The organism is Pseudomonas sp. R19M, assembly GCF_050312585.1.
GTDB classification, from domain to species: domain Bacteria; phylum Pseudomonadota; class Gammaproteobacteria; order Pseudomonadales; family Pseudomonadaceae; genus Aquipseudomonas; species Aquipseudomonas palleroniana.
The window spans coordinates 40914-67909 of record NZ_JBNPJV010000054.1 but is presented as its reverse complement, the minus strand read 5'-3'; the positions used below and the strand labels follow the sequence as shown (position 1 = coordinate 67909).

Here is a 26996-nt window from a genome sequence, read left to right as displayed (position 1 = left end):
ATTGCATTGCATATTGAAAATGGCGGGCGGGAATATATTTTGCTGTCGGATGTGATCGCCACGCTTGCCGTGGCGTCATTACTGGCTCAATTTAGCGGCATCGTCCCGGAAGACTCCAGACTTCATGTCATCGACCTCGTTCAAGCAGTCCATGCGGCGCCTGTGGGCGCTGGATAAATTCAGTTACAGCGTACGGGTATTCATCGCCCTCACCGGCAGCATGGCGCTGTGCTGGTATCAGGATGAAATGACGCTGCTGATCCCGTTGTTCCTGGGGATTATCGCCAGCGCCCTGGCCGAGACCGATGACAGTTGGCAAGGCCGCCTCAATGCCCTGGCGGTGACGCTGGTGTGTTTCAGCATCGCGGCACTGTCGGTGGAGCTGCTGTTTCCCTACCCCTGGATCTTCGCGATAGCCCTGGCCCTGGCCAGTTTCGGCCTGACCATGCTCGGGGCGCTGGGTGAACGTTATGGGGCGATTGCCTCGGCGACGCTGATTCTGTCGGTGTACACCATGATCGGCGTGGACCAGCGCGGTGGCGCGGTCACGGATTTCTGGCATGAGCCCCTGCTGCTGGTAGCGGGTGCAGCCTGGTATGGCGTGCTGTCGGTAGTGTGGCAGGCACTGTTTTCCAACCAGCCGGTACAGCAGAGCCTGGCGCGGTTGTTCCGCGAGCTGGGACGCTACCTTAAACTGAAGTCGTCGCTGTTCGAGCCCATCCGCCAGTTGGACGTGGAAGCGCGCCGCCTGGAACTGGCCCAGCAAAATGGCCGGGTGGTCGCGGCGCTGAATGCGGCGAAGGAAATCATCCTGCACCGCGTGGGCAATGGTCGGCCAGGCTCGAAAGTCAGCCGCTACTTGAAGCTGTACTTCCTCGCCCAGGACATTCACGAACGCGCCAGTTCATCCCATTATCCCTACAACGCCCTGGCCGAAGCCTTCTTCCACAGCGACGTGCTGTTCCGTTGCCAGCGCCTGCTGCGTCAGCAAGGCAAAGCCTGCCAGACCCTGGCCGAGTCGATTCAGCTACGCCAGCCGTTCATCTATGACGACAGCTTCGCCGAAGCCCTGGGCGACTTGAACGCGTCCCTGGAGCATCTGCGCATCCAGAGCAACCCGGCCTGGCGCGGCCTGCTGCGCTCGCTGCGGGCCTTGGCGGCCAACCTGTCCACGCTCGACCGCCTGCTGAGCGACGCCAGCAACCCCGACGCCCTGGCCGACGCCACCGACAGCAGCCTGCTTGACCGCTCGCCGCGCAACCTGAAGGAAATGTGGACGCGCCTGCGCACCCAGCTGACGCCAACGTCGTTGCTGTTTCGCCACGCGTTGCGCCTGCCGCTGGCACTGAGCATCGGCTACGGCATGGTGCATTTGATTCACCCGTCCCAGGGTTACTGGATCATCCTCACCACCTTGTTCGTCTGCCAGCCCAACTACGGCGCGACACGGCGTAAGCTCGGCCAGCGGATCATCGGCACCGCCATCGGCCTCACCGTGGCCTGGGCCTTGTTCGACCTGTTCCCAAGTCCGCTGGTGCAGTCGATGTTCGCCATCGCCGCCGGCCTGGTGTTCTTCATCAACCGCACCACCCGCTACACCCTGGCCACGGCGGCGATCACCCTGATGGTGCTGTTCTGCTTCAACCAGGTCGGCGATGGCTACGGGCTGTTCCTGCCGCGTCTGTTCGACACCTTGCTCGGCAGCGTGATCGCGGGCCTGGCAGTGTTCCTGTTCCTGCCGGACTGGCAAGGCCGGCGCCTGAACAAAGTGCTGGCCAACACCCTGACCTGCAACAGCATCTACCTGCGCCAGATCATGCAGCAATACGCCGCCGGCAAGAGCGACGACCTGGCCTACCGCCTGGCCCGGCGCAATGCACACAACGCCGACGCGGCACTGTCCACAACCCTGGCGAACATGCTGATGGAGCCGGGGCACTTCCGTAAGGAGGCAGACGTGGGCTTTCGCTTCCTGGTGTTGTCCCACACCCTGCTCAGCTATTTATCGGGGCTGGGCGCGCACCGCGAAACCCAACTGCCGGCCGAAGCGCGTGAACATTTGATCGAGGGTGCCGGCAATACCCTGGCGGCAAGCATCGATGAAATCGCCACGGGGCTGGCCAACAAGCAGGCCATTGCGATTCAAAGCGATGCCGAGGAAGCGATGGCCGCGGAGCTGGAGCAGATGCCGGATGAGATCGATGAAGGGCAGCGCCTGGTGCAGACGCAGTTGGCGTTGATCTGTCGGCAGTTGGGGCCGTTGCGCACATTGGCTGCACACTTGATCAAAGACACCGGCGCGGCTTAGGCCGCTATCGGGGGCAAGCCCCCTCCCACAGGAGGATTGCATTCCGAAGGCAGGACGATAAGGCCAGAAAGAACGCTACATCCCATGCTCTTTCATTAACCGGTCATAACTACCGTCGGCCTTCATCTTGGCGATCTCCCGATCGAAGCCGGCAACGATCTGCGCATGCTCCGGGTTCTTCAGGCTGACGAGAATATGCAGGCTGTTCTCACTCAGCGGCTTGGGCAGGAACTCCACCGAATTGCGCACCCGCGGCGACTCCCGCGCCAGGTAGTAGCGGGCCACATACTCATCTTCCAGCGTCAGCCTCACCCGCTGTGCAGCGAGCATGCGCACGGCCATGGCGAAGTTATGCACAGGTATTTTCTGTAACTGTGCATCTTGATCGAACGCTGGCGAATAGGCATACCCGCGCACGACAGCAATAGGTTCGCCGTGCAACTGCTCCAGGTTCTGATAGTCGATCGGGTCATCGCCGCGTTTAATGAAACGCACCCGGTTGAGCAGGTACTCAGCGGAGAACTGCCCAAACTGCGTGCGGGCATCGTCGTACCAGGCATTGATCAGCACGTCGTAGCGCCCCTCACTGACCCCCATCAGCGCGCGCGCCCAGGGCACCTGCTCGAAATCGCTGGCGTAGCCGGCGCGGGCCAACGCAGTGCTGACAATATCGGTGGCCAACCCACCGTTGACCAGCGTGATATCGGTAAACGGTGGCCAGGCGTCCGCGACCAGACGCAGGCGTTGCGCGAGCGCCGGTTGGGCCAGCAACAGCACTGCAATCAAAGCAACGGCACGATAACTTCGCAGCATGCTCAAAGTCCTTGGCGGGCACGTGATGGCTTTATAACAGTAGCTCATCAATGAGCTTGTATTGCAGATTACACAAAGAAGTCAGCGGCGAGCGCAGAGAATGATGGCAAATTGACGCCATTCACAAAAATGCACGACTTAGACAGCAACCGCCGTCGCGCTTACTATCCTCTCCAGGCATTTCCAAGAGCACATATGATGACGATTGAATGGGTCTGCAAGCATCACGACGATTTGGGCAAAGAGCAGCTCTACGCCATCCTGCGCCTGCGCTGCGAGGTGTTTGTCGTGGAGCAGCGGTGCGCTTATCAGGACATCGACGGGCAGGACCTGTCCGGCGATACCCACCACCTGATGGCCTGGAAAGAGAATGAACTGGTGGCCTACCTGCGCTTGCTGGACCCGGAGTCCCAGGGCGGCGACGTGGTGATTGGCCGGGTCATCGTGGCACCCTCGGCGCGCGGCAGCGGCCTGGGGCACCGGATGATGGAGGAGACGCTCAAGCACATCGCAGAAATCTGGCCCGAGATGCCGATCTTTCTCTCTGCCCAGGCGCATTTGCAGGAATATTACGGGCGGTATGGGTTTGTGGTGGCGGGTGAGGAATACCTGGAGGACGATATTCCACATATTGGTATGCGGCGCGCTTGAGGGCCCCATCGGGGGCAAGCCCCCTCCCACACTGGGTTGGGTTCACACTGTCAAAATGTGGGAGGGGGCTTGCCCCCGATTGCGTCAGCCCTATCACCGCATCCCTCAGGGGTAACCCAACACCTGCTTGATCGACACCAGATTCCCTTCGATCCATTGGCGATCAATCGCGCCCCAGCTGCGAATCCGATAGTGCCCGGCATGATTGCGCGCACCGTCTTGCTGCTCGAACTCACACACGATATCCAGGTCGGTCAGCGCCGCAATCGTGTCCTGCGCGGTGCGCCTGGGCATGCCGGTGACTTCAGTCAGTGCCGGGACAGTGCTGGCCAGCTGGCTGTCGATCAAGTACGCCACATACAGGCGGCGGTAAAAGCTGCTTTTGGTCTTGCTCACATCCATGGTCAATCGCCTTGTGCGGTCAGGGCTTGCCCTGCAGGTCGCGATACGTGAGGTACACCCGCAGGTCGAATTCCACCTGATGGTAGCCCGGCATCATGTAGTCGCAGAGTTTGTAGAACGCCTTGTTGTGGTCCGATTCCTTGAAATGCGCCAGCTCATGCACCACGATCATGCGCAGAAATTCCGGTGCCGCCTCCTTGAACAACGCGGCAATACGAATCTCTTTCTTGGCTTTGAGGTTGCCGCCCTGCACGCGCGAAATCGTGGTGTGCAAACCCAAGGCGCGATGGGTCAGGTCCAGGCGGTTATCGAACAGCACCTTGTCGATGGCCGGGGCGTTGCGCAGGTGCTCCTGCTTGAGCGCCAGCGCATACGCGTACAACGCCTTATCGCTCTGCACCGCGTGGCGCTCGGGATAACGCTGCTCCAGGTAGGCGCCCAACTGGTCGTTGGCGATCAATTGGCGCACCTGCTCCTGGAGCGCGGCGGGATAGGCCTGGAGGTATTTCAACGCGGTCATGGGATCTGCAACGGGGCTCGAAAGGCCACCAGTGTAGCGAATTCACAGCTGACGGGGGTGAGACCAGGCGCCAACTTCCTCGGCGAGCAATGGTTGCGCCGCCAATGGGCCCTGGATAAACAGGCAACCATGGGTTTTAAGCCACAGGGCCTGCTCCGATGTCTCCACGCCCTCGGCGATGACCAACACATCGAAATGCTCGCACAGCTGGATAATGCTGCGCGCCATCGCCGCGTCCCGTGTCGAGCCCGGCAAGCGAGCCACCAGTTGCGGGTCCAGCTTGAGCGTATCGAACTCCAGGTCACGCAGATGGGCCAAGGAACAGCGACCCGAGCCGAAATCATCCAGGGCAATGCGCACACCGATCTGGCGCAGTAACTTGAGTTGCTTGGTGGAGTCTTGAAGGTTGTTCATCAGGCAGTCTTCACTGATCTCGACCTCCAACTGCCGCGCCTTCAAGCCATGCTGCTCCAGTACCTGCTGCAGTTGGTTCGCGAGGTTAGGCATATTGAACTGGCTGCTGCTGAGGCTGACACTCAACACCAGCTCGCTATCGAAAATGCCTTGCCAGGCTTCGCGCTGGACCGCGACCTCCTGGTAGATCCAGGCACTCAGTTGGCTGATCAGGCGCGCCTCTTCCAGCAACGGTAGAAACAGCCCCGGCGGCACGTCGCCGACGCTCGGGTGCTGCCAGCGCAACAGGGCCTCGAAGCCACGCAAACGCCCATCCTCCAACGACACCTGCGGCTGGAACACCAAGGTGAACTCTTTGTTCTGGATCGCCGTGCGCACACTGTCTTCGAGCATCAGCCGTGAGCGCGCGCGGCCGTTCATGTCTTTATCGTAGTAACGATACTGCTGGCGGCCGGCGCGCTTGGCTTCGTACATGGCGATATCCGCCGCTCGCAGCAGGCCGCTCAGGTCGGCACCGCAATCCGGGTACGTCGCAATCCCGATGCAGGCCCCGAGCATCACATCCAAGCCGTCGACGTGTTGGCTGACAGACACGCGCTCGATCAGTTTTTCCGAGATTTTCGCCGCTTGTTCCGGAAACTCCAGTTCCAACAACGCGGTGAACTCATCCCCGCCCATGCGCCCGAGAATGTCATAGGAACGCAGACACGCCTGCATCTGTTCCGAGACCCAACGCAGTACACGGTCACCGGCGTCATGCCCCAAGGTATCGTTGACCCGCTTGAACCCGTCGAGGTCCAGGTACAGCAATACCAGTGATTGATCACTGCGCTCGCTGCGCGCCAGGGTGCTTTCCACCGCCTGCTGGAAACCGCGCCGGTTCAACAGTCCGGTCAACGGATCGGTGACGGCCTGGAACTCCAACTGTTGATGCAGATGGCGCACCTCCGACATGTCGAGCACCGTCACCACCATGGCCTTCTGCTCAGCGGGCAGAGGCGCGCAAGACAAGGCCACCGGCACTTGCTGGCCGCGACGGGTGCGCAAGATCGCGTCGTGCTGGCGCCACGTTTCGCCTTTGCGATACGCCTCGTACATCGGAAAACCCAACCAGGCAGGCACGTGAGGCTTTTGCAGGAAACTCAGGAAACTTTCGCCCTGCAACTCAGCCATCGTAGCGTTGAGCAAGCGTGAAATCGCCGGGTTGGCATACTGGATGACGCTGCCCTCACCCACCACCAAAATACCCTCGGCAGCGTTGTCCAGCACCGAGGCATTGAAGGCACGGGCAGCCTCCAGTTCCAGGCTAAGGCGCTGCAAGGAGCGCCGGTTACGCTGGTGCTCCAACAGTGCCTGCACTTTGGGCTTGAGGATATTCGGGTCAAAGGGTTTGAACAGGTAATCGATGGCACCACTGGCATAGCCTTCCTGCACTGCGTCGGGCGATTGGGCATGGGCGGTGAGGAAGATGATCGGGGTCATTCGTGTACGCTGGCTGCCGCGCATCAGGCGCGCCACCTCAAAGCCATCCATGCCGGGCATGCGCACGTCCAGCAATACCAGATCGATTTCGTGGGCCAGCAATAATTCGAGGGCTTCCAGGCCGGAAGCGGCGGTAATCACCCGCCAGTCTTCGCGCTGCAACAATGCACGCATGCTGATGAGATTTTCCGGGTAGTCATCGACCACCAAAAGAACCGAACTGCCATCGCCGTGGTGTGGAGCACAATCCATGCTACTTCTCTTCCTTGAAGGGCTGCACCGGTCACTTCTAAGACTAAAACCGGACAAACACTGAGGTCTCACTCTAGACCCGGTTCTAAAAAAGCAGAAGCGACGTCGATACCATCATTGCGCCAATAGCCAGGAAGCCGACTAACGGTACAGCCCTGCAGGCCACGCGGTATGGGACACATGGCTTTTTGGCATTCCATTGGCGCCAAAAAATTGCCAACAAGTGTTTAACAATCGGTTTGAACCGACCTATAAAGAACCCGTGCAGCCCTCGGGCTAAAGCCTTCAACCCCTGTAATAAGGCCAACACCATGATCGACCTTTCCACCTGGAACCTGAGCATTCCTGTCGGCTCCCCGCCCGCGACTATCGACACACCGAAGCTGGTCAGCGGCTTCAAGGACCAGTACTTCCAGGCCGAAGGCAGCAACGTGCAATTCTGGACACCGGTGACCGGCACCCGCACCGAAAACGCCATCTACCCTCGCAGCGAATTACGTGAAACCTATGCCGACGGGAGGCTGCGCAACTGGACCTACCCAGAAGCGAACAACTTCCTGCGCGCGACCCTGGAGGTCAACCAGGTGCCGTCGTCCGGTAAAGTCGTGATCGGGCAGATTCATGCCTATGACAGCCAGAAGCCGCTGATCAAACTCGAATACCAGTTCAAGGAAAAGACCCAGACCGGCAACATCGTCGCCAAGGTGCGCATGCGCCCGGACGACGGCGAAGGCCGCGTGGTAACCATCGCGTCGAATGTGCCGCTGGAGAAGAGTTTTACCTACGTGATCAACCTCAACAAAGCCGGCCTGCTCAGCGTGTATGCCGCGGACGGAGAGTGGAACGAGCGAATCGGCGCGGCGTGGGGGAACAAGCCGTTGTACTTCAAGGCGGGGGTGTATGTGCAGGACAACAGCGGGGATAGCAAGGAAGGCGCGCGGGTGACGTTTGCCAAGTTGGATATTGATCACGAATAAACCACTACGGCCGTCAAACTCCAGCCGAAAAAAAGCCCGCATCACTGCGGGCTTCTTTTCAAACAACTAAGGCTCAATTCACCTTGGCGTTCAACTCACCTTTCAAATACCGCTGGTACATCGCTTCCAACGAGATCGGCTTGATCTTCGAAGCATTACCGGCCGTGCCGAACGCTTCGTAGCGAGCGATGCACACGTCGCGCATTGCCGTTACGGTAGCGCCAAAGAACTTACGTGGGTCGAACTCGCTCGGGTTGGTCGCCATCAGGCGACGCATCGCACCGGTGGAGGCCAGACGAAGGTCGGTGTCGATGTTGACCTTGCGCACGCCGTACTTGATGCCTTCGACGATTTCTTCAACCGGTACGCCGTAGGTTTCCTTGATGTCGCCGCCGTACTGGTTGATGATCGCCAGCCACTCTTGCGGTACCGAGGAAGAACCGTGCATCACCAGGTGGGTGTTGGGGATGCGCTTGTGGATTTCCTTGATGCGGTCGATGGCCAGCACGTCGCCGGTCGGTGGCTTGGTGAACTTGTAGGCGCCGTGGCTGGTGCCGATGGCGATGGCCAGGGCATCCACCTGGGTCTTTTTCACGAAGTCGGCGGCTTCTTCCGGGTCGGTCAGCATCTGGCTGTGATCCAGTACGCCTTCGGCGCCGATACCGTCTTCTTCGCCGGCCATGCCGGTTTCCAGGGAACCCAGGCAGCCCAGCTCACCTTCAACCGAGACGCCGCAGGCGTGAGCCATGGCCACGGTTTGTTGGGTCACGCGTACGTTGTACTCGTAGTCGGTCGGGGTCTTGCCGTCTTCGCCGAGGGAGCCGTCCATCATCACCGAGCTGAAGCCCAGTTGGATGGAGCGCTGGCACACATCAGGGCTGGTGCCGTGGTCCTGGTGCATGCACACCGGGATGTGCGGGAATTCTTCGATCGCGGCAAGGATCAGGTGACGCAGGAACGGCGCGCCGGCGTATTTGCGGGCACCGGCCGAAGCCTGGACGATCACGGGGGAGTCGGTCTTGTCAGCGGCTTCCATGATGGCGCGCATCTGCTCAAGGTTGTTGACGTTAAAGGCTGGGACGCCGTAGCCGAACTCGGCTGCGTGGTCCAGCATTTGACGCATGCTGATAAGTGCCATTGTGTTGTCTCTCCCGATCGAGGGTCGTTAATCGTGCAAGCCTGCCGTAGCGCAGGCCGCTATTCAAGTTATTGCCGGTCAGGTTTTGCACGCCTGGCCTGCTGAATCGTTATTTCTGATGGGCGCGACTCAAGTTCCAGTTTTGAACCGAATCTCATGTGGGAGGGGGCTTGCTCCCGATGGCAGCCTCCCAGTGATGAATCTCTTGACTGACCCACCGCTATCGGGGGCAAGCCCCCTCCCACATTTGGATCTCATGACCTTCGAGACCGCGCTCCAGTTACTGGGCCTTGCAGCCGCGCCCGATCAAATCGTCAGTCGCAACCCAGTAGACCAGGCCTTCCTCACCTTTTGTGTGAAACGCCAATTGGCCGTCGCTGTACAGCACGCCCGAGGCGGCAACCTCTTGTTTGAGGCGGTAAACCTGCTCCGAACCCCCGAGGCGCACATCCACCTCGGAACGGGCCTGGTTCGCGAAGCGCCAGTTGACCTCAGCCTTGCTGTCGCAGGTCCAGGTGGTCCATTTATCGGCAGGCTCTGCCTTGTTGAACATGTTCATGCTGCTGCAACCGGCCAACAGGGCCAGTGCCGCTAGGGCGAAAACGCCTTTCATTGCCAATCCTCGAACGCAGGCCCAAGGGCCGCTGCTGCTGTCGGTTAGTTGATCAGACCCGTCAAGGGCAACCCTGTTCCTGACCGTTGGGCGCGGCGTCGTATTTCTCCAGCCGCTCGTTGCCGATGCGCTTGTTGATCACCGGCATGGTTTCGGCTTGCCAGTCAGCCTGGTAGCAACTGTGTTTGCGAGGCGCATCGGCTTTGTCCGCCTCGGGCGCCACACGTGGCGTACTACCGCAGGCGGCCAACAGGCCTGCGGTCATCACCAATGCCAGCGACTTGATCATGGGAATGCTCCTTTTCCGGATCACGCGCCTTAACCTTTGGCTCGGGTTTCCAGCACTTCCACGGCCGGCAGCACCTTACCCTCGACGAACTCGAGGAACGCGCCACCACCGGTAGAAATGTAGGAGATTTGATCAGCAACGCCATATTTATCGATGGCCGCCAGGGTGTCGCCGCCACCGGCGATGGAGAACGCCGCGCTTTCAGCAATCGCCTTGGCCAGCACTTTGGTGCCGTTGCCGAACTGGTCGAATTCGAACACGCCGACCGGACCGTTCCACAGGATGGTCTGGGAAGCTTTCAGCAGTTCGGCGAAATTAGCCGCGGTTTGCGGGCCGATATCCAGGATCATGTCGTCGGCGGCCACGTCAGCGATCAGCTTGACGGTGGCTGCGGCGCTCTCGGCGAACTCCTTGGCAACCACCACGTCGACCGGCAACGGCACGCTGACCTTGGCGGCGATGGCGCGGGCGGTGTCCAGCAGGTCCGGCTCATACAGCGACTTGCCTACCGGGTGGCCGGCAGCGGCCAGGAAGGTGTTGGCGATACCGCCGCCGACGATCAGCTGGTTGCAGATCTGGCTCAGGCTGTTGAGCACGTCCAGTTTGGTGGACACTTTGGAGCCGGCCACGATGGCGGCCATCGGTTGCGCCGGCGCGCCCAGGGCCTTGCCCAGTGCATCCAGTTCAGCCGCCAGCAGCGGGCCGGCCGCCGCGACCTTGGCGAACTTGGCCACGCCGTGGGTCGAACCCTCGGCACGGTGAGCGGTGCCGAAGGCGTCCATCACGAACACGTCGCACAAGGCCGCATATTGCTGGGCCAGTTCGTCGCTGTTCTTTTTCTCGCCCTTGTTGAAGCGCACGTTTTCGAACAGCACGATATCGCCCGCTTTAACCTCAACGCCACCCAGGTAGTCAGCTACCAGCGGCACGTCGCGGCCCAGGGCCTTGCTCAGGTAGTCGGCCACCGGCTTGAGGCTGTTTTCGGCGGAGAACTCACCTTCGGTCGGACGGCCCAGGTGGGAGCACACCATCACGGCCGCGCCTTTTTCCAGGGCCAGCTTGATGGTCGGCAGCGAGGCCAGGATTCGCGCATCGCTGGTGACAACACCGTCCTTGACTGGGACGTTGAGGTCTTCGCGGATCAGTACGCGCTTACCTTGCAGATCGAGGTCGGTCATCTTCAACACGGTCATGGGTCGCAGTTCCTGAATTACTGTTGAGGTTGTTTAGAAGCGATGTGCAGATAGTGTTCGGCAACATCCAGCATGCGGTTGGCAAAGCCCCATTCGTTGTCGAACCAGGCCAGGATGTTCACCAGCCTGGGGCCGGAAACGCGGGTCTGGCTGGCATCGACAATCGCCGAATGCGGGTCATGGTTGAAATCACAACTGGCGTGGGGCAACTCGGTGTAGGCCAGCAAGCCTTTGAGCGGGCCGCGGGTGGCGGCATCACGCAAGATCCGGTTGACCTCCGTCGCATCGGTGTCGCTGACGGTCTGCATGGTGATATCCAGGCAGGACACGTTCACCGTCGGCACCCGTACGGCTTTGGCCTGGATTCGCCCGGCAAGTTCCGGCAAAAGGCGCTCGATACCACGGGCCAGGCCGGTGGACACCGGAATCACCGACTGGAACGCCGATCGTGTGCGGCGCAGGTCTTCGTGATGGTAGGCGTCAATCACCGGCTGGTCGTTCATCGCCGAGTGAATCGTGGTGATCGACACATAATCCAGGCCAATCGCCTGATCCAGCAGGCGCAACAGCGGCACGCTGCAGTTGGTGGTGCAGGAGGCGTTGGACACCAGCAACTCATCACCGGTCAGGCAATCCTGGTTGATGCCGTAGACGATGGTGGCGTCGACATCCGCCTCGCTGGCCATCGGCTGGGAAAACAGCACGCGTGGCGCGCCAGCGTCGAGGAACCGCTGGCCATCGCCACGGGTGTGGTAGGCACCGGAGCATTCCAACACCAGGTCGACGCCCAGCGCCGCCCAGTCGATGCCCTCGGGGGTGGCACTGCGCAGCACTTTCACGCAGTTGCCATTAATGTGCAGACAATCGCCGTCAACCCGCACTTCGCCAGGGAAGCGGCCGTGGGTGGAGTCAAAGCGTGTCAGGTATTCAATACTGGCCATGTCGGCCAGATCGTTGATCGCGACAATTTCAAACCCGGCCGCCGCCCCTCGCTCGAACAGAGCACGCAAGACGCAACGACCAATGCGGCCGTAGCCGTTGAGTGCAACTTTGTAGGGACGCGGTTGAGGCATGGGGTTCTCGTAGTGTGGGCGACATAAACCATTGTAGGAGCGAGCTTGCGTGGCGAGGGAGCTTGCTCCCGCTGGAGTGCGAAGCACTCCCAGACCGGTTGACGAAGTGTATCTGACACATATCGATCGCACGGTTTGGGGCCGCTTCGCAGCCCAGCGGGAGCAAGCTCCCTCGCCACAACAAGCTCGCTCCTACAAGGAGACGTGCTTTTAGTCTTCCAGCAGCTCTTCAGCCTGGCCCAGGATGTTCTCCAGGGTGAAGCCGAACTCTTCGAACAGTGCTGGCGCCGGCGCCGACTCACCGTAGGTGGTCATGCCGATCACGCGGCCTTCCAGGCCCACGTACTTGTACCAGTAGTCGGCGTGAGCCGCTTCGATGGCAATGCGCGCGCCGACTTGCAGCGGCAATACCGATTGCTTGTAGCTCGCGTCCTGGGCTTCGAACACGCTGGTGCAAGGCATCGAAACAACACGAACCTTGCGGCCTTGCTCGGTCAGCTTGTCATAAGCCTGAACCGTGAGACCCACTTCGGAACCGGTGGAGATCAGTATCAGTTCCGGCTCGCCGGCGCAGTCCTTGAGCACGTAGCCGCCGCGGCTGATGTCGGCGATCTGCGCGTCGGTACGCACCTGGTGCTGCAGGTTCTGACGCGAGAAGATCAGCGCCGATGGGCCGTCCTTGCGCTCGATCGCATGCTTCCAGGCCACCGCGGATTCCACTGCGTCGGCAGGGCGCCAGGTGTCCAGGTTCGGCGTGGTGCGCAGGCTGGTCAGTTGCTCGACCGGCTGGTGCGTCGGGCCGTCTTCGCCCAGGCCGATGGAGTCGTGGGTGTACACATGGATCACACGCTTCTTCATCAGCGCGGCCATGCGCACGGCGTTGCGTGCGTATTCCATGAACATCAGGAAGGTCGCGCCGTAAGGCACCAGGCCGCCGTGCAGCGACACGCCGTTCATGATGGCGCTCATGCCGAATTCGCGCACGCCGTAGTACATGTAGTTGCCGCTGGCATCTTCAGCCGAGACACCTTTGCAACCTTTCCACAGGGTCAGGTTGGAACCGGCCAGGTCAGCCGAACCGCCGAGGATCTCAGGCAGCAGCGGGCCGAAGGCATTCAGGGTGTTCTGGCTGGCTTTACGGCTGGCGATGGTCTCGCCCTTGGCCGCGACTTCGGCGATGTAGGCCGAGGCTTTTTCCGCGAAATCGGCAGGCAGGTCACCGGCCAGGCGGCGTACCAGTTCGTTGGCCAACTCAGGGAACTGAGCGGAGTAGGCAGCGAAACGCTGATCCCATTCGGCTTCAGTGGCCAGACCCTTTTCCTTGGCGTCCCACTCGGCATAGATGTCGGCTGGAATTTCAAAGGGGCCGTGGTTCCACTTCAGCGCTTCGCGGGTCAAGGCGATTTCCGCGTCACCCAGCGGGGCGCCGTGGCAGTCTTCCTTGCCTTGCTTGTTCGGCGAGCCGAAACCGATGGTGGTCTTGCAGCAGATCAGGGTTGGCTGCGCGCTCTTGCGAGCGGTGTCGATAGCGGTCTTGATTTCTTCCGGGTCGTGGCCGTCGACGTTGCGGATCACCTGCCAGTTGTAGGCTTCGAAACGCTTCGGGGTGTCATCGGTGAACCAGCCTTCGACTTCGCCGTCGATGGAAATGCCGTTGTCATCGTAGAAGGCAATCAGCTTGCCCAGGCCCAGGGTACCGGCCAGGGAAGCGACTTCGTGGGAAATGCCTTCCATCATGCAGCCATCACCCAGGAACACATAGGTGTGGTGGTCGACGATGTCGTGGCCAGGGCGGTTGAACTGTGCGCCCAGTACTTTTTCAGCCAGTGCGAAGCCGACGGCGTTCGCCAGGCCCTGGCCCAGGGGGCCGGTGGTGGTCTCCACGCCTGGGGTGTAGCCGAATTCGGGGTGGCCCGGAGTGCGGCTGTGCAGCTGGCGGAAGCTCTTGAGGTCATCGATGGTGACGTCGTAGCCGGTCAGGTGCAGCAGCGAGTAGATCAGCATCGAGCCATGGCCGTTGGACAGCACGAAGCGGTCACGGTCGGCGAACGACGGGTTGCTCGGGTTGTGCTTCAGGTAGTCACGCCAAAGTACCTCTGCGATATCCGCCATGCCCATCGGGGCACCGGGATGGCCGCTGTTGGCTTTTTGCACGGCATCCATGCTGAGGGCACGAATGGCGTTGGCACGCTCACGACGGCTGGGCATCGCTGATCTCCTGGGGATTTTGAATAGACAATGAATAAAAGAAACGGAAAAAAGGACCGGCATTTTCCCTCAGCCACCGCCTGCGGGCAATGACAGATAGTCACTTGGCGGTGTTTTTCCTGTGCTTTAAGCGGCAATCGCCTGCAGAAACCTTTCACCGGTTCGTCCCAAGACTATACCGACTGCTTATAACCGCCACTTATCGTTCAATATCAAAACTTTTTGATATTGACCTTGCGGGGACCTCCCCCCACCACTAGACTGCTGGCCTTATGAACCTACCCGTGCCCTCCCTGCGCCCCGACGACGGCGATGAACTGGCAGCCTTGTGCAAGGCCGCTGGCGATCCGTTGCGCCTGAACGTATTGCGTGCACTGGCCAACGACTCCTTCGGTGTACTGGAACTGGCGCAGATCTTCGCCATCGGCCAGTCGGGCATGAGCCACCACTTGAAGGTGCTGGCCCAGGCCGAACTGGTGGCCACCCGCCGTGAAGGCAATGCGATCTTCTACCGCCGCGCCCTGCCCCACACCGAACTGCTCGGCGGCAAGCTGCACGCGGCCTTGCTGGAGGAGGTGGACAACCTCGGGCTGCCGACGGATGTACAGTCGCGTATCGCTCAAGTGCACGGGCAACGCGCCGCTGCCAGCCAGGACTTTTTCTCACGGGTAGCCGAGAAGTTTCGCGCCCAGCAGGACCTGATCGCCGGTTTGCCCCAGTACCGCGAGAGCGTACTGGCGTTGTTGGACAAGCTGAGCTTCAGTGAAGAGGCGAGCGCACTGGAAGTCGGCCCCGGCGATGGCGGTTTCCTGCCGGAGCTGGCGCGCCGCTTCAAGCAGGTCACCGCGCTGGACAACAGCCCGGCCATGCTCGAGCTGGCGCGCCAGTTATGCGAGCGCGAGGCACTGGGCAATGTCAGCCTGCAGTTGGCTGACGCCCTGAATCACACCAGCCTGCGGGCCGACTGCGTGGTACTGAATATGGTCTTGCACCATTTCGCCGCCCCCGCCGACGCCCTCAAGCAAATGGCCGGGTTGCTGCACCCCGGCGGTAGCCTGCTGGTTACGGATCTATGCAGCCACAACCAGAATTGGGCCAGGGAGGCCTGCGGTGATCTCTGGTTGGGTTTTGAACAGGACGATCTGGCCCGTTGGGCCACCGCTGCGGGACTCGTTCCCGGGGAAAGCCTCTATGTAGGTTTACGTAATGGTTTCCAGATCCAGGTTCGCCACTTTCAGCGACCGGCTGGCGACACTCACCATCGGTAAATATCAGGAAAACATCGAGATGAGCGAATACTCCCTTTTCACCTCCGAGTCCGTGTCTGAAGGGCATCCGGACAAAATCGCCGACCAGATTTCTGATGCGGTGCTGGACGCCATCATTGCTCAAGACAAGTTCGCCCGCGTGGCGTGCGAGACCCTGGTGAAAACCGGTGTAGCGATCATCGCTGGCGAAGTGACCACTTCGGCCTGGGTCGACCTGGAGCAGATCGTCCGTGATGTGATCACCGACATCGGCTACAACAGCTCCGACGTCGGCTTCGACGGCGCCACCTGCGGCGTGATGAACATCATCGGCAAGCAGTCCCCCGACATCAACCAGGGCGTGGACCGTGCCAAGCCGGAAGATCAAGGCGCGGGCGACCAGGGCCTGATGTTCGGCTATGCCAGCAACGAGACCGACGTGCTGATGCCGGCGCCGATCACCTTCTCGCACCAGTTGGTACAGCGCCAGGCCGAAGCCCGTAAATCCGGCCTGCTGCCATGGCTGCGCCCGGACGCCAAGTCCCAGGTGACCTGCCGCTACGACGGCGGCAAGGTGGTCGGTATCGACGCTGTTGTATTGTCGACCCAACACAACCCGGACGTGTCCTACGCCGACCTGCGTGAAGGCGTGATGGAACTGATCGTCAAGCACGTGCTGCCTGCCGAACTGCTGAGCAAAGACACCCAGTTCCACATCAACCCGACCGGCCAGTTCATCATCGGCGGCCCGGTGGGCGACTGCGGCCTCACCGGTCGCAAGATCATCGTCGACAGCTACGGCGGCATGGCCCGTCACGGCGGTGGCGCGTTCTCGGGCAAAGACCCATCCAAGGTTGACCGCTCGGCGGCCTACGCCGGTCGTTACGTGGCCAAGAACATCGTCGCCGCCGGCCTGGCCGAGCGTTGCGAGATTCAAGTGTCCTACGCCATCGGTGTAGCGCAGCCTACGTCGATCTCGCTGAATACTTTCGGCACCGGCAAGATCAGCGACGACAAGATCATCAAGCTGGTACGTGAGATCTTCGACCTGCGCCCTTACGCGATCACCACCATGCTCGACCTGCTGCATCCGATGTACCAGGAAACCGCAGCCTATGGCCATTTCGGCCGTACACCTGCACAGAAGACCGTCGGCGACGACACCTTCACCACCTTCACCTGGGAAAAAACCGACCGCGCCAACGACCTGCGCACCGCTGCCGGTTTGTAATCGCTCGCAGTACCCAAGGCCCCGCCGGTTAGCCCGGCGGGGCTTTTTATTGCCCGAAGGTTTACGCACAACGGTCACATATTTTGGATCCAAACCTTGCAGGCCAAATAATGGCCCTCTAGAATCCGCGCCCTCTCGGGCCCTTCACCTCCATCTGGATATTGCACTGCGCCCGCCCGGGACGGATAAGCGCGCAGGCAATCGAACATTGAGGTTTTTCATGCGCATTTCCACGCTCGCCCCTGCCGCCCTTTTGCTCAGCCTGTTCACCCTGCCGGCTCACGCCGCAGACCTGAGCGCACTGAGCGGTGCCCTGAGCTCCCAACTGGGCGGCGGTAATTCCGGCGATTGCCAGCAACACGCCAAAGACCTGCAAGCCAAGATCGATGCCGCCAACGCCCAGAACGACGTTTTGAAAGTGAAGGCCTTTGAGGCTGCGCTGGAACAAGTCAACAAAGGTTGCAACAAACTCGCCGAATCCCAGGCCAAAGTCGACGCCAGCCAGCAAAAGCAGCAGGCCAAGGCACAGAACAACGACGCGGTGAAAGCCTTGGGCGGGCTGTTCAAGTAAGCCGAAACACCCAGTAAAAAGCCCCGCTCGTTCGGGGCTTTTTTGTGGCTGCGTGGATCACTTAGGCTGGGCACCCTTTTCGAGCAAGGATGCTCATGATGCGCTTGCTGATGGTTTTACTGCTGAGTGCTCTACCTTTTTGGGCCACGGCCGAAGACTGCATCAACCGGACCCGCTCACAGTTCGACGCCCTGGCCAGGCAAATACACCTGTGGGATGACCGTTACCACCGCCTCGGCCAATCCCCCGTCAGTGACGAGCTCTACGACCAGGCCCGCCAGCGCCTGAGCCGGTGGCGCGAATGTTTTCCCCAACCCACACCGGACACCGACTCACCCCTGGCCAGTTCACGGGGCACGCGGCCTCATCCGGTGGCACACACCGGCCTCGAAAAGTTGCTGGATGAATCGGCCGTCGGCGACTGGCTTGGGCACCGCCAAGACGTCTGGATTCAACCCAAGGTCGACGGCGTGGCGGTGACATTGGTGTATCGCAACGGGCGCTTGAGCCAAGTCATCAGTCGCGGCGATGGCGTGCTCGGCCAGGACTGGTCCGCCTCCGCCAGCAAGATCGCCACGATCGTCCAGCAACTGCCGGAGCCCATCGATGTCGTGTTGCAAGGCGAGCTTTACTGGCGCCTGGATGCACACGTGCAGTCGGCACAGGGCGGGCTCAATGCTCGCAGCAAAGTAGCCGGCCTGATGAACCGCCACCAGTTGAGTGACGTCGAAGCCGCTGGAATCGGCCTTTTCGTCTGGGCCTGGCCAGAAGGCCCGGCCAGCTTCTCCGAGCGCCTGGCGACCCTGGCACGCTGGGGTTTCAGCGACAGCGAACGTTACAGCCACCCTATCAAGCACATCAGCGAAGCCGCGCATTGGCGCACTTATTGGTACAACCAACCTCTGCCCTTCGCCAGCGATGGCGTGGTGCTGCACCAGGCCGCGCGCGCACCCGCCGAACGCTGGCAAGTCGCCGCACCTTACTGGGCAGTCGCCTGGAAATACCCGGCCGCCAAGGCCCTGGCACTGGTCCGCAAGGTGCAATTCAAGATCGGTCGCACGGGGCGCATCACCCCCATTCTGGAACTGGAACCCGTGCGCCTGGATGATCGGCAGATCAGCCGGGTCAGCGTCGGCTCCCTCATGCGCTGGCAAACCCTGGATATCCGCCCCGGAGACCAGGTGTCCATCAGCCTGGCCGGCCAGGTGATCCCACGATTGGACGAAGTCATCCTGCGCAACAAGACCCGGGTGCAAGTGCAAGTGCCCGACGCCCACGCGTTCCATGCCTTGAGCTGCTGGCAACTGGACCCCGGCTGCGAGGAGCAGTTGCTCGCGCGCCTGACCTGGCTCAGCAGCAACCAGGGCCTGGCTTTACCGCATATGGGCCGCGAGACCTGGAACATATTGATCCAGGCCGGTCTAATCGCAGGCTTTCTCGATTGGTTAACCCTGGATGCGACAGAGCTTGCTAACATTGACGGCTTCGGCGACCGCAGCCGTGCGCGGCTGCTCGACAACATCCACAGCGCCCGGCAACGCCCTTTTGCACAATGGCTCAAAGCCCTGGGCGTACCGCCCTCGGCACGCAACAACCTGGAAGGCGGCTGGCAAACCCTGGCTGCCCGGGACACACAAGCCTGGCTCGCCACCGACGGCATAGGCCCGGGTCGCGCCGCGCAACTCAGCGCTTTTTTTCACGACCCGCAAGTGCAGGCGCTGGCTCAAACATTACGTACGGCCGGAATAGACGGGTTTTGAACCCAGGCCAACTACCTTTAACCCCGGCAGAATTCATCCTGCCATCGGATCGCGACTTTGGAGTTCCACATGAATTTTTTCGCCCCCCTTGCCCTATTGACCGCCGCAAGCTTCATGACCACACCGTTGCTGGCAGCCGAAGAAGACTCACCACTCACCGGCTGCGCCGCCAAGCGCCAGGCCATCAGCACGCAGATCGAACAAGCCAAGGTGCACGGTAACAGCGAGCAGCAGGCCGGCCTGGAAAAAGCCCTGAGCGAAGTCACCACCCACTGCACTGACGCCTCCTTGCGCAAAGAACGTGAAAACAAAGTGCTCGACGCCAAGCACGAAGTCAGCCGCCGTCAGGCCGACCTCGACAAGGCGATGAAAAAGGGTGACGCCGACAAGATCAACAAGCGCAAGGACAAGCTCGCCGACTCGCGCAAAGAGCTGCAGGACGCCGTGGAAGAACTCGACAAATAAAACCGGTCAATGGTCTCGGAACTGCTTATGGCAGGCGGAGCAGGCATCTTCGACTTTCTGCACGGCAGGCCCCAGGTTGCTGGCTTTGTAAGGCTGGACTTGGCTGGCGATCACCAGTTCACCGGTGGCCGCCTCAAGGTTACGCGCCAGTTCCTGAAAACGGGCCTGTTGTTGCCACACGTTATCCTTGGCGCTGGTATGGTCTTCTTCACGCACGCTTGGGAAATGTTTCCACGGTTCGTGGGACAACGCGTCCAGCTTGACCGCACCTTCGGCAAACTTTGCACCGTCGAACGGAATGCGTCCGCGCAACATGCCACCCAGGTCTTCGCCGGTCTTGAGCATCTGCTTGAAGATCGCCTTGCGCTGACCCAGCGGCGAGTTCGGATCAACACCGCCACAGGCGGACAACGTCAGGCAGGCCAGCAATACCACGGTCAGTTTTTTAAAAGTCATGATGGCTTCAAGGTCACGGGAACGGCGGCCAGTATCCTCGCCCCGCCCGCAAAGACCAATAGCCCTATTAATAATAAGGGTTGCCCGCTGGCGTGAATGCACGGGTGACCGCTTCAGGAATTGCTTGTATGAATCTCACCTTCAAACCTTGGAGCCGCCTGGCGTGGGCTCTGCCGATCATCGCGCTGCTGGCGGGCTGTGACGGCGGCAAAGACGCCAATCAACCGCAAGCCCCCAAACCCCATGCTATCGCCACTTATGTGAGCGCGCCGTGGGAAGCCTTGCCAAGCGTGTCCGACAGCGACCTGCTGGCCGGTTTTGAATCCTGGCGCAGTGCCTGCCAGCGCCTCAAGGCCGACCCGGTGTGGGGTGCGACCTGTGCGGCCGCAGTGAGCGTGCCGGGCAATGCCGAGGCGGTTCGCGGTTTTCTCAAGGAACGCCTGGATGTATTTGGCCTGCGCTCGGCCGACAACACTCCGAACGGCCTGATCACCGGCTACTACGAGCCGGTCTACCCCGGCAGCCTGACCGAAACCGCCACGGCCCATGTGCCGGTGTATGGCGTACCGGACGACCTGATCATCGTCAACCTGGAAAGTATCTACCCCGAACTCAAGGGCAAGCGCCTGCGTGGTCGCCTGGAAGGTCGCGTACTCAAGCCCTATGACGACGCCGGCACCCTCAACAGCCAAGGCTCGACCGCCAAGCCGATTGCCTGGCTGACGAACCCGATGGACCTGCAGTTCCTGCAAATTCAGGGCTCGGGGCGTATTCAACTGGCAGGCGGGCGCCAACTACGCGTGGGTTACGGCGACCAGAACGGCTACCCCTATCGCCCGATCGGGCGCTGGCTGGTGGAGCAAGGCGAACTGAAAAAAGACGACGTGACCATGGGCGCCATCAGCGCCTGGGCCAAGGCCCATCCACAGCGCATTCCGGAACTGCTGGCGAGCAACCCCAGCTACGTGTTCTTCAGCGCCCGCCCCGACAGTAACGAAGGGCCACGGGGTTCTTTGAATGTGCCGTTGACGGCCGGTTATAGCGTGGCCGTTGATCGCAAGGTCATTCCGCTCGGCAGCCTGTTGTGGCTGTCGACGACCAAACCCGATGGTTCACCGATCTCAAGGCCTGTCGCCGCGCAAGACACGGGCGGCGCGATCACGGGTGAAGTGCGTGCGGACTTGTTCTGGGGCACGGGGGATGCGGCGGGTGAATTGGCCGGGAACATGAAGCAACAGGGGCAGATCTGGATGTTGTGGCCTAAAGGTGCTGCATTGCCACAGGTGCCGGACGCACCAGCCGGCACCTGATGCTGACCTATGGCGAGGCCGCCCCAAACCAGGCACCTGAGCTCTGCCTGGAAGAATGCGGTGCCTGGATTAGGGCGGCTTCGCCACCCAGCGCGGGGCAAGCCCGCTCACTACATCAGGGGTTTGCGTCGGGCGTCAGATCGAGACAAAGAAGAAACTCGCAATCAACGCCATGCCCACGAACCACACCAGCGAACGCAACATCGCCCAGTCCGCCAGGTAGCAAATGATGTACAGCAGGCGACTGGTGATAAACAACACGGCCAGCACGTTGATCGTCACCAGCGACGCCGTACCGGCCAGGTGCGCAATAATCACCGCCGCGGCGAATGCCGGCGTCACCTCGAAGCTGTTCAGTTGGGCGTTGTGGGCGCGTCTTGCTAACCCTTCAAGGGTATCCAGGAAGGCACGTGGGTCGTGGTTCTGCCGCGGTCCGAATTTGCCGCCGCTGAACTTGGCCACTCCCGTGCACAGGTAAGGTAGGAAAATCGCGATCAATACACACCAGAATGCCACCGTCATCACAGATTCCTTTTGTTGTTTTAACCAGCGGTTAGAGTTTTAGCACTAAACATTCGCGACCGCACTCACCCGCTATGAGCCCTGTCGAACCGAAAAGGTTCTATCCAGCGCTTGCAACATCCCACCGCTGCTGCGGTCCATCCACCCATTGACGAACGATCCAAACCACTTCCAAGGACCCCGGATGCTTGAACTTGTCGCCGCTTTCATTTGCCTCACCACACTGCTCACCTATGTGAACTTCCGTTTTATCGGCCTGCCGCCCACTATTGGCGTGATGGTCACGGCCCTGCTCTTCTCACTGATCCTGCAAGGGTTGAGCGTGCTTGGCTACCCTGGCCTGGAAGACCGCATCCAGCAACTGATCGGCCAGATCGACTTCGGCGACTTGCTGATGAACTGGATGCTGTCGTTCCTGTTGTTTGCCGGCGCCTTGCACGTCAATTTGAACGACCTGCGCAGTTACCGCTGGCCCATCGGCCTGCTGGCAACCTTCGGCGTGTTGATTGCTACCGTGGTGATCGGCAGCCTGGCGTATTACATCTTTGCCCTGTTTGGCTGGCACGTGAGCTTCCTCTACTGCCTGCTGTTCGGCGCGCTGATTTCGCCCACTGACCCGATTGCGGTGCTCGGCGTACTGCGTACCGCCAACGCCTCGAAACCCTTGAAAACCACCATCGTCGGCGAATCGCTGTTCAACGACGGCACAGCGGTCGTGGTGTTTACCGTATTGCTGGGCATCGCGCAGTTGGGCGAAACCCCCACCGTGGGTGCCACCGCCATGCTGTTCGCCCACGAGGCGTTGGGTGGCGTGGTGTTCGGCGGCTTGATTGGTTACCTGGTGTACCTGATGATCAAAAGCATTGAACAGCATCAGGTCGAAGTGATGCTGACCCTCGCTCTGGTCATCGGCGGCTCGGCGATGGCCACCGAACTGCACGTCTCTGCACCGATTGCGATGGTGGTCGCGGGGCTGATCATCGGCAACCTGGGCCGCAAGCTGGCGATGAACGACATGACCCGGCGCTACCTGGACGGTTTCTGGGAACTGCTCGATGACATGCTCAACGCCCTGCTGTTTGCGCTGATCGGCATGGAGCTGTTGCTGCTGCCGTTCAACTGGCTGCATGTATTCGCGGCAAGCTTGCTGGCCGTGGCGATCCTGCTGTCGCGCCTGCTGACGGTGGCTCCCGCGATCCTGCTGCTGCGTCGCTGGCGCAGCGTGCCGCGTGGCACCATCCGCATTCTCACCTGGGGCGGCTTGCGCGGCGGCGTTTCGGTGGCATTGGCCCTGGCCTTGCCGCTGGGCCCGGAACGCGACCTGTTGCTGAGCATCACCTACATCGTGGTGCTGTCATCGATCCTGCTGCAGGGCTTGAGCATCGGCAAGCTGGTCAAGCATGTGACCCAGGGCGAACCCGAGGCCACACCCGAACCTCACTGATCCTTGTTGATGGGCTGCGGATGCCTTGGGTCCGCAGCTTGTTTGCCGGGCAGGCTGCCTTCGCTGCGGATCTGCGCATGGCTGATCAACGCAAAGATGAAGCTGCCACCAATGATGTTGCCGGCCAGGGTCGGGCCGGCAAATACCAGCCAGAAGTCATGCCACGACAGTTCACCGGCAAACACGAGGTAGGACACTTCCGCCGACCCCACCACGATATGGGTGAAGTCGCCCAGCGCCATCAGGTAGGTGATCAGAACGATGATCCAGATCTTGGCGCTTTCCATCGACGGGATCATCCACACCATGGTGGCGATCATCCAGCCGGAAACGATGCCCTTGGCGAACATCTGGCCGGCGTCGTTCTCCATGATCTTGCGCCCGATCTCGAGGAAGGCAAGGTCGGTCTTGCTGTCGAAGATCGGCAAGTGAAGCATCACGTAGGCAACCAGCAAGGTGCCGCACAAGTTACCCACCAGCACCACGGACCACAGCCGCAGCAGCCGACCCGCATTGTTCAGCGTAGGTTTGCTCATCACCGGCAGCACGGCGGTCAGGGTGTTCTCGGTGAACAGTTGCTGGCGCGCCAGGATCACCGCGAGGAACCCCGCGCAATAGCCGAAACTGGCGATGACCTTGAAGGCTTCGCCCTCCGGCAGGCGCGAGTTGAGCAGCCCCATGGCCATCAATGACAACCCCATGGTCAACCCGGCTGCCAGCGCCGACCACCACAACGCCGCAACGTTGCGCTCCAGTTCCTGGTCGCCCTGGGTACGGATGATTTCATGCAACACAGCCGCGCGGGGCGGCTGGTTTTTGTCTACGTCCTGCTGCTCTTCCTGCGACAGGTTGGGGGTCTTGCCGTCTTCGGGGGTGGCCATGATCTACAGTGTCCTTAGGGGGTTCCTGTAGCTACGACACGCCGCAACGATGGCTGTTCAGTGGCACCGTATTTAAACCGGAATGCGCCAGGCCTTGGCCATTTCAACGGTGGTCGACCTGACCGGCTTGCTCCAGGGTTTATTGCGCGCACCGTAGTGCTCAATGATGCCGTCGAGTACGCGGTTGAACTCGGCGGGCGTGGTCGCATCGGCCAAGTCACGCGCCGAGCGCTGCAATAACTCAAGATTGGCCTTCGATTGGCCCGGGCGGCGCATTGAGGGGTAAATCACTTCACGCGTGAAATTCTCGGCTTTCACCGCGATATCGCGTCTTTTCATCTCAGCGACGGCACTGCTCATCACTTTGGACAGGGGCGAAGCCTGTTTGGCAGCCACTTGCAGCAACTGCTGGAAGTTGCGCTGGCCCGGCGCACTCAAGCGCTGCGCCAGCCACTCGATGTGCTCAGGTTTACGAGCCAGCGCGTCCAGATTACGCAAGGCTGCCGCCACCTTGGGCGTGACCTTGAGGGCGCCACCGGCTTGATTGGCCTCGCTGATGGCGCTGTCCAAGGCGTGCAAGGCTTGTTGTGCATGCCTGCGAAACATCAACACCTGTGCGGCAGCCGGGTCTTTCTGGAGTTCCGTTTGCACGCCGGCAAGCAGTTCATCGTCCATCGCCAGCACCGCACTTTCCAATGAAGGAAACTCGTGCACTTCACGCGCCTGCGCACGCTGATCCAGATGCCCTGCGACCGCTTGCCGGCTGCGTGCCTGCAACTCCTGTTTCTGTTCGGGGGTCATGGTGAAGTTGACCGTACCGTTGAGCAGGCCGCGAAAGTCACCTTTGTTGGTTTTCAGCGGCAAGGTCACCGTCTGATCGCGATACGCCTTGAGTTGCTGCTCCTGATAAGCGCCCGCTGCGGCGTGGGGCGTACCGGTAAAGCGGTCGACCAAATGACTGAAGAATCCCCCACTTTTTTTCGGCCCTGCTGCTGCGGACTCAAACTCGACGACCAGCGACTCGGGCCGATTCAACGGGCCCTGCGCAACGGCGCCGCCGATCACCCCCGGCGCGGGCGTATTGGCCAGCAGGCCACCGTCCTGAAACGCCGTGATCTGAGCCTGTGCCTGGAATGCATGGCCTTGCTCCTCAGGGCTTTTGAACAGCCCCGGCAAGGCACCCGAGATACGCGCTGCCCGGGCAATGTCCATATCCGGAGTGAGACTGGCGTTGAACACAACCAACTGCGGCCGCCCATCGAACATGCCCGTGCCGGTGATATTGAGTGACTTGATCGCCGGGATATGCCGGCTCAACACCTCCAGATCGCGGAACGTCGGCGCACCACCGGCTCTGAGCCTGGCGGCGATCTTCATCACCTCGGCGGGCGGCTTGGCCCCGGGCATTGCGGCGATATGGGCGAGGATCGACTTGCGCGACTCGTTGCGTATCATCTCCTCCAGCGGCGAGGCCTCGGTTTGCAGGCGCGGCAACAGGGTCAGCAGCAGTTGGGAAATGTTGCCGGCGGCGCCAGGCAGACGCCCGGCGAGCTTGCCAAGTTCGGAGCTGATGGTTTGCAGCCAGGCCGTCACCGGGTCCTGGCTATTGAGCAGGCTGGGCAGGTCGATACTGTTCGACAACTCACCGAACGCCTGCGCGCCCATGCCGCTGGCGATCAGCGTCGCGGAAATCGCTCCGGCCGATGAACCGGAAATCACTTTGACGCCAGGGAGCTTATTGGCCTGCTCGAGCGCCTGTAGCACTCCGGGGAAAGCGATACCCTTCGCACCGCCACCACTGAGCACAAGATGGCTCACCGCCGGCGGCGACAGAACCACTTTTACGCGGCCATCGCTGTAACGATGAAGGCTTAACTTGCGCGGGCCCACCTCCTTGAGCAGAGGCGTCTTCACCGCCTGTTCGAGCGCTTGAGGAAACGAAGATTGGACAGGCGAGGTTGACACTTTCATACACGGGGCTCTCTCTACAGGGTGTAGGCCTGAGTGATAAGAGAGCCACGCAAAGATCCTTACGGAATAACCCGGTAAAGATTCAACACCTACCCGGCGACGGCGTCGTCCTGGAACTGGTCCTTCACGTATTTGATCTCGGTACGCCCATGGGGCGCAGGCAAGCCATCTTCGCCGAGGTTGACGAACACCATTTTTTCCACGGTGAGGATACTTTTGCGGGTGATCTTGTTGCGCACTTCACAGGTCAGGGTGATGGAGGTGCGGCCGAACTCGGTAGCCGTGATGCCCAGTTCGATGATGTCGCCCTGGCGCGAAGCGCTGACGAAGTTGATTTCGGAAATGTACTTGGTCACCACGCGCTGGTTGCCCAGTTGGACAATCGCGTAGATGGCCGCTTCTTCATCGATCCAGCGCAGCAGGCTGCCGCCGAACAGGGTGCCGTTGGGGTTGAGGTCTTCAGGTTTTACCCACTTGCGGGTGTGGAAGTTCATGGTCACTCCAAAGCGTCTTGCCGAATGATGGGTGACATCATGGCAGAGCCTGGGCTCTGGCTCTATGAGCCATTGCCTATCAACCCCATGAGCGATCTTCATATGACCGACGGAAAGGCTTGGGAAGTCAGGCGCACACGGCTATAATCGCCACCGTTTCAAAACGGTCATCTACGATTGATACCGTTCTCCCGCCACCTGTCCGAGGGGCGCTGCAGCAGGTTCAACCTGTCAGGCTCGGATGGGGCGTTGTCCGGCCTGGTTGCCCTGGCCTGATACTAAACGCACAACGGCGCCCATTCGCACACTAC

The 26996-nt window shown here is 60.9% G+C and carries 25 protein-coding genes and 1 riboswitch; of the genes, 10 read left to right on the top strand and 15 right to left on the bottom strand.

Annotated features, from left to right (window positions below; translation table 11 throughout):
• Positions 1-124 precede the first annotated feature (124 nt).
• Positions 125-2308, top strand: a complete 2184-nt coding sequence (yccS, locus tag ACQRBT_RS11365) for a YccS family putative transporter (RefSeq protein ID WP_060753396.1) — start codon at positions 125-127, stop codon at positions 2306-2308.
• Positions 2309-2383: 75 nt separating this feature from the next.
• Here the strand turns inward: yccS and ACQRBT_RS11360 are convergent, their stop codons facing one another.
• Positions 2384-3121, bottom strand: a complete 738-nt coding sequence (locus ACQRBT_RS11360; RefSeq protein ID WP_060753397.1) for a substrate-binding periplasmic protein — start codon at positions 3119-3121, stop codon at positions 2384-2386.
• 198 nt (positions 3122-3319) lie between these two features.
• Here ACQRBT_RS11360 and ACQRBT_RS11355 point away from each other — a divergent pair, with 198 nt between their 5' ends.
• Positions 3320-3772, top strand: a complete 453-nt coding sequence (locus tag ACQRBT_RS11355; RefSeq protein ID WP_060753677.1) for a GNAT family N-acetyltransferase — start codon at positions 3320-3322, stop codon at positions 3770-3772.
• 105 nt (positions 3773-3877) lie between these two features.
• Here the strand turns inward: ACQRBT_RS11355 and ACQRBT_RS11350 are convergent, their stop codons facing one another.
• The 3 genes from ACQRBT_RS11350 to ACQRBT_RS11340 are packed head-to-tail and all read right to left on the bottom strand — an operon-like array spanning position 3878 to position 6842.
• Positions 3878-4174, bottom strand: a complete 297-nt coding sequence (locus tag ACQRBT_RS11350; RefSeq protein ID WP_060753398.1) for a winged helix-turn-helix domain-containing protein — start codon at positions 4172-4174, stop codon at positions 3878-3880.
• A 19-nt stretch (positions 4175-4193) separates the two neighbouring features.
• Positions 4194-4694: a M48 metallopeptidase family protein gene (locus tag ACQRBT_RS11345; RefSeq protein ID WP_060753399.1), complete on the bottom strand. Its 501-nt coding sequence runs from the start codon at positions 4692-4694 to the stop codon at positions 4194-4196.
• A 42-nt stretch (positions 4695-4736) separates the two neighbouring features.
• On the bottom strand, positions 4737-6842 hold the full coding sequence (locus ACQRBT_RS11340) for a putative bifunctional diguanylate cyclase/phosphodiesterase (RefSeq protein WP_060753400.1): 2106 nt from the start codon (positions 6840-6842) through the stop codon (positions 4737-4739).
• A 311-nt stretch (positions 6843-7153) separates the two neighbouring features.
• On the opposite strand from ACQRBT_RS11340, the gene ACQRBT_RS11335 reads away from it, so the two are divergent.
• Positions 7154-7819 carry a polysaccharide lyase family 7 protein gene (locus tag ACQRBT_RS11335; protein WP_060753402.1) on the top strand — a complete coding sequence of 222 codons (666 nt, stop codon included), beginning with the start codon at positions 7154-7156 and terminating at the stop codon, positions 7817-7819.
• A 73-nt stretch (positions 7820-7892) separates the two neighbouring features.
• On the opposite strand, the gene fba is transcribed toward ACQRBT_RS11335, so the two are convergent.
• The 6 genes from fba to tkt form a co-directional block, all read right to left on the bottom strand.
• Complete coding sequence (fba, locus tag ACQRBT_RS11330; RefSeq protein WP_003177554.1) at positions 7893-8957, bottom strand: class II fructose-bisphosphate aldolase; 1065 nt, start codon at positions 8955-8957, stop codon at positions 7893-7895.
• Positions 8958-9237: 280 nt separating this feature from the next.
• A complete protein-coding gene (locus tag ACQRBT_RS11325; protein WP_060753403.1) occupies positions 9238-9570 on the bottom strand; it encodes an MliC family protein in 333 nt (110 codons plus the stop codon).
• Between the two features lie 61 nt (positions 9571-9631).
• Positions 9632-9859, bottom strand: coding sequence for a hypothetical protein (locus ACQRBT_RS11320; protein WP_060753404.1), 228 nt, complete (start codon positions 9857-9859; stop codon positions 9632-9634).
• Positions 9860-9888: 29 nt separating this feature from the next.
• Positions 9889-11052 carry a phosphoglycerate kinase gene (locus ACQRBT_RS11315; RefSeq protein ID WP_060753405.1) on the bottom strand — a complete coding sequence of 388 codons (1164 nt, stop codon included), beginning with the start codon at positions 11050-11052 and terminating at the stop codon, positions 9889-9891.
• Between the two features lie 17 nt (positions 11053-11069).
• On the bottom strand, positions 11070-12125 hold the full coding sequence (gene epd, locus ACQRBT_RS11310) for an erythrose-4-phosphate dehydrogenase (protein WP_060753406.1): 1056 nt from the start codon (positions 12123-12125) through the stop codon (positions 11070-11072).
• A gap of 210 nt (positions 12126-12335) precedes the next feature.
• A complete protein-coding gene (tkt, locus tag ACQRBT_RS11305) occupies positions 12336-14333 on the bottom strand; it encodes a transketolase (protein ID WP_090368286.1) in 1998 nt (665 codons plus the stop codon).
• Positions 14334-14605: 272 nt separating this feature from the next.
• Here tkt and ACQRBT_RS11300 point away from each other — a divergent pair, with 272 nt between their 5' ends.
• The 5 genes from ACQRBT_RS11300 (at position 14606) to ACQRBT_RS11280 (ending at position 19607) form a co-directional block, all read left to right on the top strand.
• On the top strand, positions 14606-15601 hold the full coding sequence (locus ACQRBT_RS11300; protein ID WP_244700901.1) for an ArsR/SmtB family transcription factor: 996 nt from the start codon (positions 14606-14608) through the stop codon (positions 15599-15601).
• Between the two features lie 19 nt (positions 15602-15620).
• Positions 15621-16811, top strand: coding sequence for a methionine adenosyltransferase (metK, locus tag ACQRBT_RS11295; protein WP_060753409.1), 1191 nt, complete (start codon positions 15621-15623; stop codon positions 16809-16811).
• Between the two features lie 220 nt (positions 16812-17031).
• Positions 17032-17382, top strand: a complete 351-nt coding sequence (locus ACQRBT_RS11290; RefSeq protein ID WP_060753410.1) for a hypothetical protein — start codon at positions 17032-17034, stop codon at positions 17380-17382.
• Positions 17383-17477: 95 nt separating this feature from the next.
• Positions 17478-19142, top strand: coding sequence for an NAD-dependent DNA ligase LigB (gene ligB / locus ACQRBT_RS11285; RefSeq protein ID WP_412046155.1), 1665 nt, complete (start codon positions 17478-17480; stop codon positions 19140-19142).
• A 69-nt stretch (positions 19143-19211) separates the two neighbouring features.
• Positions 19212-19607, top strand: coding sequence for a DUF1090 domain-containing protein (locus ACQRBT_RS11280; protein ID WP_060753412.1), 396 nt, complete (start codon positions 19212-19214; stop codon positions 19605-19607).
• Between the two features lie 6 nt (positions 19608-19613).
• Here the strand turns inward: ACQRBT_RS11280 and ACQRBT_RS11275 are convergent, their stop codons facing one another.
• Positions 19614-20063, bottom strand: coding sequence for a c-type cytochrome (locus tag ACQRBT_RS11275; protein WP_198763231.1), 450 nt, complete (start codon positions 20061-20063; stop codon positions 19614-19616).
• A gap of 128 nt (positions 20064-20191) precedes the next feature.
• Between ACQRBT_RS11275 and mltA the strand changes: the two genes are divergently transcribed.
• Positions 20192-21373, top strand: a complete 1182-nt coding sequence (gene mltA / locus ACQRBT_RS11270) for a murein transglycosylase A (RefSeq protein ID WP_060753414.1) — start codon at positions 20192-20194, stop codon at positions 21371-21373.
• Between the two features lie 135 nt (positions 21374-21508).
• Here the strand turns inward: mltA and ACQRBT_RS11265 are convergent, their stop codons facing one another.
• Positions 21509-21895, bottom strand: a complete 387-nt coding sequence (locus tag ACQRBT_RS11265) for an MAPEG family protein (RefSeq protein WP_198763232.1) — start codon at positions 21893-21895, stop codon at positions 21509-21511.
• A 184-nt stretch (positions 21896-22079) separates the two neighbouring features.
• Here ACQRBT_RS11265 and ACQRBT_RS11260 point away from each other — a divergent pair, with 184 nt between their 5' ends.
• A complete protein-coding gene (locus ACQRBT_RS11260) occupies positions 22080-23339 on the top strand; it encodes a cation:proton antiporter (protein ID WP_090368274.1) in 1260 nt (419 codons plus the stop codon).
• Here the strand turns inward: ACQRBT_RS11260 and ACQRBT_RS11255 are convergent.
• From ACQRBT_RS11255 to ACQRBT_RS11245, 3 genes are all read right to left on the bottom strand, one after another.
• Positions 23333-24220, bottom strand: a complete 888-nt coding sequence (locus ACQRBT_RS11255; RefSeq protein WP_090368272.1) for a formate/nitrite transporter family protein — start codon at positions 24218-24220, stop codon at positions 23333-23335. The two genes, ACQRBT_RS11260 and ACQRBT_RS11255, sit on opposite strands and share 7 nt — an antisense overlap.
• A 72-nt stretch (positions 24221-24292) precedes the next feature.
• The gene (locus tag ACQRBT_RS11250; RefSeq protein WP_104994907.1) at positions 24293-26191 is read right to left on the bottom strand and encodes a patatin-like phospholipase family protein; all 1899 of its coding nucleotides are present in this window, start codon (positions 26189-26191) and stop codon (positions 24293-24295) included.
• Positions 26192-26280: 89 nt separating this feature from the next.
• Complete coding sequence (locus tag ACQRBT_RS11245) at positions 26281-26685, bottom strand: acyl-CoA thioesterase (RefSeq protein WP_060753419.1); 405 nt, start codon at positions 26683-26685, stop codon at positions 26281-26283.
• A gap of 198 nt (positions 26686-26883) precedes the next feature.
• Positions 26884-26990, top strand: a riboswitch (S-adenosyl-L-homocysteine riboswitch).
• Positions 26991-26996: the final 6 nt, after the last annotated feature.